The organism is Streptomyces sp. OR43 (assembly GCF_008042275.1).
Lineage (GTDB): Bacteria > Actinomycetota > Actinomycetes > Streptomycetales > Streptomycetaceae > Streptomyces.
This window is the reverse complement of sequence record NZ_RDBK01000043.1, coordinates 1,908,389-1,915,463: the sequence shown is the minus strand read 5'-3', so window position 1 is coordinate 1,915,463 and position 7,075 is coordinate 1,908,389. Positions and strand designations below refer to the sequence as shown.

Annotated in this window: 7 protein-coding genes; 4 read left to right on the top strand and 3 right to left on the bottom strand. The window is 73.2% G+C overall.

The annotated features are described in order from the left end of the window. Positions 1 to 1,337, bottom strand: a 1,337-nt coding sequence (locus EAO72_RS27400; protein ID WP_187285234.1) for a SpoIIE family protein phosphatase, incomplete at its 3' end; no start/stop codon positions are given. A 100-nt stretch (positions 1,338 to 1,437) separates the two neighbouring features. Continuing rightward, positions 1,438 to 2,919: an MFS transporter gene (locus tag EAO72_RS27395; RefSeq protein WP_148019856.1), complete on the bottom strand. Its 1,482-nt coding sequence runs from the start codon at positions 2,917 to 2,919 to the stop codon at positions 1,438 to 1,440. 69 nt (positions 2,920 to 2,988) lie between these two features. On the opposite strand from EAO72_RS27395, the gene EAO72_RS27390 reads away from it, so the two are divergent. Then, complete coding sequence (locus EAO72_RS27390) at positions 2,989 to 3,636, top strand: TetR/AcrR family transcriptional regulator (protein ID WP_148019855.1); 648 nt, start codon at positions 2,989 to 2,991, stop codon at positions 3,634 to 3,636. Here the strand turns inward: EAO72_RS27390 and EAO72_RS27385 are convergent. Beyond that, positions 3,606 to 4,334 carry an alpha/beta hydrolase gene (locus EAO72_RS27385; protein ID WP_148019854.1) on the bottom strand — a complete coding sequence of 243 codons (729 nt, stop codon included), beginning with the start codon at positions 4,332 to 4,334 and terminating at the stop codon, positions 3,606 to 3,608. The genes EAO72_RS27390 and EAO72_RS27385 overlap by 31 nt on opposite strands. Before the next feature lie 111 nt (positions 4,335 to 4,445). On the opposite strand from EAO72_RS27385, the gene EAO72_RS27380 reads away from it, so the two are divergent. The 3 genes from EAO72_RS27380 to EAO72_RS27370 all read left to right on the top strand — a co-directional run bounded on the left by EAO72_RS27380 (position 4,446) and on the right by EAO72_RS27370 (position 7,069). Then, on the top strand, positions 4,446 to 4,931 hold the full coding sequence (locus EAO72_RS27380) for a peroxiredoxin (protein ID WP_148019853.1): 486 nt from the start codon (positions 4,446 to 4,448) through the stop codon (positions 4,929 to 4,931). Between the two features lie 107 nt (positions 4,932 to 5,038). Then, complete coding sequence (locus EAO72_RS27375) at positions 5,039 to 5,548, top strand: hypothetical protein (protein ID WP_148019852.1); 510 nt, start codon at positions 5,039 to 5,041, stop codon at positions 5,546 to 5,548. A 78-nt stretch (positions 5,549 to 5,626) separates the two neighbouring features. Further along, on the top strand, positions 5,627 to 7,069 hold the full coding sequence (locus tag EAO72_RS27370; protein ID WP_148019851.1) for a flotillin family protein: 1,443 nt from the start codon (positions 5,627 to 5,629) through the stop codon (positions 7,067 to 7,069). Positions 7,070 to 7,075 lie beyond the last annotated feature (6 nt).

The following is a 7,075-nucleotide window of genomic DNA, read 5'->3' as shown; positions in this document are numbered from 1 at the left end:
CCGGACCGGTCGACCACGGCGAGCAGACAGGTCGCCGCCCGGTCGAGCCCGGACCGTTCGACCATCCGGTCGAGCTGCTCCAGGATGCGGTGCGGCGGCAGTTCCTCGTCGGCCAGCAGCCGCAGCAGCGAGCGGTAGTGGCTCATCGCGACGGCCGCCTCGACGCCGTGCCCCATCACATCGCCCATCGCCTTGAGGTGGCGGCCGTCGGGCAGCGGGATGACGTCGAACCAGTCGCCGCCGACCAGCACGCTCCGGTCGGCCGGCAGATAGCGGGTGGCGACCTCGATGTGCGGGTGCGGCGGGCGCGGCTCCGAGAGCAGGGAGCGCTGGAGCTCCAGGGCGATGGTGTGCTCGTGCGTGAAGCGGCGCGCGTGGTCGAGGTGGACGGCCGCCCGTACGGCCAGCTCGCGGGCGACCATCACGTCGTCGTCCGTGAAGACGGGCGAGCCGCCGGCCCTGAGTAGGCCGAGCACGCCGATCGGGGCCCCTCGCACGGCGATGGGCACGGCGATCGCCGAGTGCAGTCCGAGCTCCCGGTAGGCGGCGACCCGCTCCGGGTTGGGCGCGGCACGGCTCAGCGGCTCGTCGCCGGTGAGGTTCTCCACGACCGGCTGGTTGGTGACCAGGCAGCGCGGCACGGCAGCGTCCTCCTGGTAGTCGATGTAGTCGCCGGCCACCCCGAACTGCGCGATCCCCCGGCTCAGCCCGCGCACCGACGCGATCGCCGCACGCCGCATCCGGATCACGTCGGGCGGTGCGGGCCGGACCGGCGGGGCGACGTCGGGCGGGAAGACCTCGACCGTGGCCACGTCGGCGAGGCCGGGGACGACGAGTTCGGTCAGCTCGGCGCAGGTGGTGTCCATGTCGAGCGTGGTGCCGATGCGGGTGTTCGCGCTGTCCAGGAGGCTCAGGTGGCGCTGGGCCTGGGCGAGCCGCTGCTGTTCGGTGTCGGACGCCATGACCTCCAGCACGATCCCGACGACGCCGACGATCCGGCCGGCCACCTCCAGGCGGTGGTACACCCCGTGCCAGTAGCAGCGGGCGGTGCCGGACTCGGCGGGCAGCCGGCCGCTGGAGGTGAACTCGCGCGCCCGTCCGTCGGAGAGCACGACGCGCATGAGGTCCTCGCGGGCGTCGATGTCGGGCATGACCTCGCTGGGGCGGCGGCCCAGGTGCGCGGCGCTCGGGAGGCCGTTGTGGCGGACGAGCGCCGGGTTCACGTACAGATAGCGCAGCTCGGTGTCGAACACGGCCACGCCCGCGGTCGTGCCTTCGAGCACGGCGGCGAGCGCCGTCGCGTCGATCGACCGCGGACGGTCGGTGGGGACCGGCAAGGCGTACCTCCTGGGGCAGGGCGCGGGCCGCCCGACTGCCCGGCCCTTCATCGTCGGACGGCCGCACCGCCACCGCATCCGCAGACCGCCCGCCCCACCGTCAGTGCGACGGCATCGCGCCCCCCGTCTCCGGCTTCCCCCGGGGCACCAGCGCCGCGGACACCACCGCGCAGCCGCCCGCCGCCACCGCGCACACGAGGAAGGCGTCCGCGAAGCCGGTCACGGTGCCCGCCGCGCCGCCGATTCCGGCGGCGGCCACCGTGGACACGACCGCGACGCCGACCGAGCCGCCCACCTCGTGGAAGGTGTTGACCACGCCGGACGCGAGCCCCGCCTCCTCGTGCGCGACCATGCCCAGGGCCGTCGTGGTGGCGGTGACGAACACCGCCCCGAGCCCGGAAGCGGCGACCGCGAGACCCGGCAGCAGCACCCCGTACACGCTGCTGTCCCCGTCGATCCGGGTGAGCGGGACGCAGGCGGCGGTGGCGACGAGCATCCCGCCGACGGCGGTGGCCCGGCTTCCCGCCGACGTGACGAGCCGCGAGCCCAGGTGCGCGCCCACGCCGACGGCGACCGCCACCGGCAGGAAGACGAGGCCGGTCCGCATGGCCCCGAAGCCGCGGCCGTGCTGGAGGTAGACCGAGCCGAGGAAGAAGAACGCGATCAGCAGTCCGGTCGCGATCAGCATCAGGAAGGCCCCGGCGAGCACCGGGCGCCGGGTGAACATCCGCAGGTCCATGAGCGGCTCCCGGGCCGTTCGTTCGACCGCCGCGAACCCCGCGTACAGCAGCGCGGCGGCGGTGAGCGGCAGCAGGGTGGCGGGGGCGCCCCAGCCGCCGTCCCCGGCCTCGACCAGTCCGTAGATCAGCGCACCGGTACCGGCCGTGACGAGCACCGCCCCGGGAACGTCGAGCCGGGCCGTGCCGGCCGGGGGCCGGGGTGCGCGCGGCGGTACGAAGGCGGGGAGTGCGGCCAGCAGGGCCAGTCCGACGGGCACGTTGACGTAGAAGACCCAGCTCCATCCGGGCCCGGCGGCCAGGGCGCCGCCCACCAGTACCCCGATGGCCGATCCGGTGCCGCCGATCGTGGCCCACACCCCGAGCGCCTTGGTGCGTGCGGGGCCGTGGAACGACGTGGTGACGAGCGAGAGCGCCGCCGGTGACAGCAGGGCGGCGCCCACGCCCTGCGCGATCCGGCCGCCGATCAGTACGGAGGCGCTGCCGGCGAGCCCGGAGACCAGCGAGGCGGCGGTGAAGACGGCGAGGCCCGCCAGCAGGGTGCGGCGGGCGCCGAGGGCGTCGGCGAGGCGTCCGCCGAGCAGCATCAGGCCGCCGAAGCAGAGGGTGTAGGCGGTGACCACCCAGGTCAGCGCGGTGCGGTCGAGGTGCAGKTCGGCGGCCATGCCCGGCAGCGCGACGTTCACCACGGTGACGTCGAGCACCAGCATGAACTGGGCCGCGCAGATGAGCGCGAGCATCGCCCCGGGCCTGCGGGCCTCGGGCGGACGGTGGTGGTCGGGGTGGCCGCCGCGCGGAGGTACCGCGCCGTGGGCGGAGGTCTTCGGTGACGCGTCATGAGCCATGAACTGAACTGTACGGCTCAGTTCAGTTGAACTCAACTGTTCAGTTCAGGTCGCTGTTAGCATCGCCTCATGGACATCAAGCCCCGCCCCGCGGGACCCCGCGCCGAGGCCAAACGGCAGGCCATCGTGAAGGCGGCCCGCGAGGCGTTCCTCCGGGACGGGTTCGGCGTCGGCATGGACGCCATCGCCGCCGGGGCGGGCGTCTCGAAGGTGACCGTCTACAACCACTTCGGCAGCAAGGAAGCGCTGTTCACCGCGGTCGTCGCGGGCGCGCTCGACGAGCCGCTCGACGGCGCGTCCACGACGGCGCTCGCCGCGCTCGCCGACGCCCCCGACCTGCGGGCCGCGTTCGTCGACGCCGCCCGCACCTGGGTGGCGGCCGTCCGCGGCAACGCGGACGTGATCGCGCTGCGCAACCTGGTCGCCGCCGAACTGCACCGCTTCCCGGAGATCGCTCAGGCCTGGCAGGGCCACGGCCCCGAGGGCCACCACCCCGCCGTCGCCGACGCCCTGCGCGAACTGGCGGGCCGCGGCCGGCTGGTCGTCCCCGACCTGGACACGGCGATCATCCAGCTGTACGCGCTGCTGGTCTTCCCGCACCTGGTCTTCGGCTCGTACGGCACGACGATCGACGACGACGCCACCGACCGGCTGATCACCCACGGCGTGGACATGTTCCTGGACTACTACGCCCCGCCCGTACCGCCCGAGGCGTAGGACCCCGGCGGGAGCACCCGGTCCAGCTCCACCGTCCCCTCCTCGGCCGTGGCCCCCGGAGGCAGCCGCAACGCCTCGGCGACGGGCCCGGGCATGGGCGCGCGGTCCAGCAGCCCGGCGACCAGAGCGGCCGTCAGACGGTGCCAGGCCCGGGCGCGCCGGAGCATCGCGTGGTCGCCGCCTTCCACGGTGACCAGGCAGGTCCGGGCGCCGCCCTTCCTCGCCCGTTCGGTGAGCGCGCGGGAGTCCGCCGGGTTCGTGACCCGGTCGTCGGTGCCGTGCACCAGGATGACGTCCCGTCCGGCGAGCTGGCCGGTCCGGTCGCCCGGCGGGCACCACGGGGCGAGGCCGACCACACCCCGTACCAGCGGGTGCCCGGCGGCGGCCAGGGCCGCCCGGCCGCCCATCGAGTGCCCGAGCAGCACGACCGGGACCTCGCCCGCCGTACGCCGCAGCACGTCCAGGGCGCGTACGGCATCGTGCAGCGGATCCGCCCGGTCCCCGTTCCACCCCCGGTGTCCGTAACGGACCGCCCGCACCAGCACCTCCCCGAGCAGCGCTCCCCGCAGGGCGCGCGCGAACGGCCGCATCCGCACCGCGGGCAGGTTGAACGGGCCGGGCGGCGGCACCCCGAGTCCGGTCTCCCGGCCGCCGTGCAACAGGAGCACCGCGGCGGCCGGCGGGCGTGGTGGCGTCATGTGTACCTCCGGGTGCGGTGATCGGATCCGTACCGAGCATGCTGTACGGGCACGGGCAGCACCCGCACGCAGCGCCGCTCCCCCAATTGCCGGACCCACAAAGGACATCACATGGGATCCTCACCGCAGATCGGCCAGCAGATCCAGGACTTCACGCTCCCGGGAGGCGTCCTGGACGGGGACTCCTTCGAACGCCGCGACTACACGCTCTCCGCCGCGCGCGGCCGCGCCCTCGTCCTCGCCTTCTACCCCGGCGACAACACGGCGGTGTGCACCAAGCAGCTCTGCTCGTACTCCTCGGGCCTGGAGACCTTCGAAGGGCTGGACGCGGAGGTCTGGGGGATCAGCCCGCAGGACGTGGACAGCCACGAGTCGTTCGCCCGTGCCCACCTGCTGCGGATGCCGCTGCTGGCGGACACCGGCCGTGCGACGGCCCGTGCGTTCGGAGTGGCGGCGCCCGGGATCGGGGTGCGGCGCTCGGTGTTCCTGATCGACGCCGAGGGGGTGCTCCGCTGGAAGCACGTGGCGCTGCTGGGTGCCACCTTCCAGTCGCCGGCCACGCTGGCGAAGCGTTTGTCCGGCATGGGTAACAGGTAGAACACTGCCGGGATACGGCAGTTCCGGCGGTCGGGGATGTATGGGACCATCCAGCCAGTTCGACGGAAAACCTCGGGGGATTTCCGGCAGCCGGGAGGAGTGACCGCGTGACCTTGTTTCTCGGTCTCGGAATTGCGGGCATCGCGCTTCTCGCCCTGTCACTGATCTTCGACGGGATCCTCGAAGGACTCTTCGGGGGTCTGCTGGAAGGCCTCTTCAGCGGGCTGGTCTCCCTTCCGGTGATCGCCGGATTCCTCTCGATGCTCGGTTTCGGCGGCGCCATCGTGCTCGGTACGACCGGTGCCGGCACGATTGCCGCCACCGCGGCCGGGGCGCTCGCCGGTCTGGTCGCGGCCTGGCTGACCTGGAAGTTCAGCCGGGCCCTGATGCGGGATCAGACCGACGCCACCCCGCGGGACGAGGACCTCGTCGGCACGTCGGGGTCCGTGGTCACGGCCATTCCGGCCGACGGCTACGGGGAGGTGCTGGTGCAGCTCGGGGGCCAGCCCGTGAAGCTCTCGGCGAAGAGTCCGGTACCGGTCGCACGCGGCGCCGAGATCTGGGTCGAGGCCACGCTCTCGACCACCTCGGTCTCGGTCCGTCCCGTCGAACGCTGAGCCGGCCCACCGGCCCGTACGCCACCGCTCGCCACAGAACTGCCGTCCCCCTGTCGGGAGGCAGAGGGGGACATCCTTATGAGTCCAGTCCTGATCGCCATCGTCGGAGTCGTCGTACTCCTCTTCCTGCTCGCCCTCGCCGTCATCACGCGCTACAAGGTCGCGGGCCCCAGCCAGGCGTTCATCATCACCGGACGCCGCGGCAAGAAGTCCGTGGACCCGGTGACCGGACGGTCCAGCATCGACAACAGCGGCCAGAAGGTCGTCGTCGGCGGCGGCGTCTTCGTCGTGCCGTTCGTCCAGCAGAAGTTCACCCTGGACCTCTCCAGCCGGCACATCCCCGTCGCCGTGCGCGGGGCCGTCACCCTGCGCGGCGTCAAGTCCCACCTCGAAGGCGTCGCGATCGTCAAGGTCGGCGGCAGCGAGGACGCCATCCGGGCCGCCGCCCAGCGCTTCCTCCAGCAGCAGGACGGCATCGTCGGCTTCACCCAGGAAGTGCTCTCCGGTGCGCTGCGCGCCATCGTGGGCCGGATGTCGGTCGAGGACATCATCCGCGACCGGGCCGCGTTCGCCGGTCAGGTCGCGGAGGAGGCCGAGGCCAGCCTGTCCGGCCAGGGCCTGATCCTGGACGCCTTCCAGATCCAGGACATCACCACCGAGGGCTCGTACCTGGAGGACCTCGGCCGCCCCGAGGCCGCCCGTGCCAAGCAGGAGGCGGACATCGCCGAGGCGATCGCCCGGCGCGCCTCGGAGCAGGCCCGGCTGAAGGCGGCCGAGGAGATCGCCATCGCCGAGCGGACGTTCTACCTGAAGCAGGCCGAGATCAAGGCCGAGACGGAGGCCGCGGCCGCGATGGCCGCCGCCGCCGGTCCGCTCGCCGAGGCCGCACGTCAGCAGGAAGTCCTCACCGAGCAGGAGAAGGTGGCCCAGCGTCAGGCGGCCCTGACCGACCGCGAGCTCGACACCCGCGTCCGTAAGCCCGCCGACGCCGCGCGCTACCAGGCCGAGCAGGAGGCGGAGGCCCGCCGCATCGCCCAGGTCAAGGAGGCCGAGGCGGACGCCGAGCGCTCCCGGCTGACCGGTCAGGGCGAGAAGCTGCACCGCTCGGCGCTCGCCGACGCCGTACGCATCGAGGGCGAGTCCGAGGCCGCCGCCATCGCCGCCAGGGGCGCCGCGGAGGCCGAGGCCATGCAGAAGAAGGCGGACGCATTCAAGCAGTACGGCGACGCGGCCGTCCTCCAGATGCTCGTCGAGGTGCTCCCGCAGGTCGTCGCCAAGGCGTCCGAGCCGCTGAGCGCCATCGACAAGCTGACGGTCATCTCGACGGACGGCGCGAGCCAGCTGTCGCGCACGGTCACGGACAACGTCGCCCAGGGCATGGAACTGCTCAGCTCCACCACGGGGGTCGACCTCGCCGCGCTGCTGAGGAACCTCAAGGGCGCGGGCCCGAAGCCGGAGGTCCCGGCCCAGCAGGACACCGCGGCCGCGGCACCGAACGGCAAGATCGAGATCAGCGACTGACGCCCC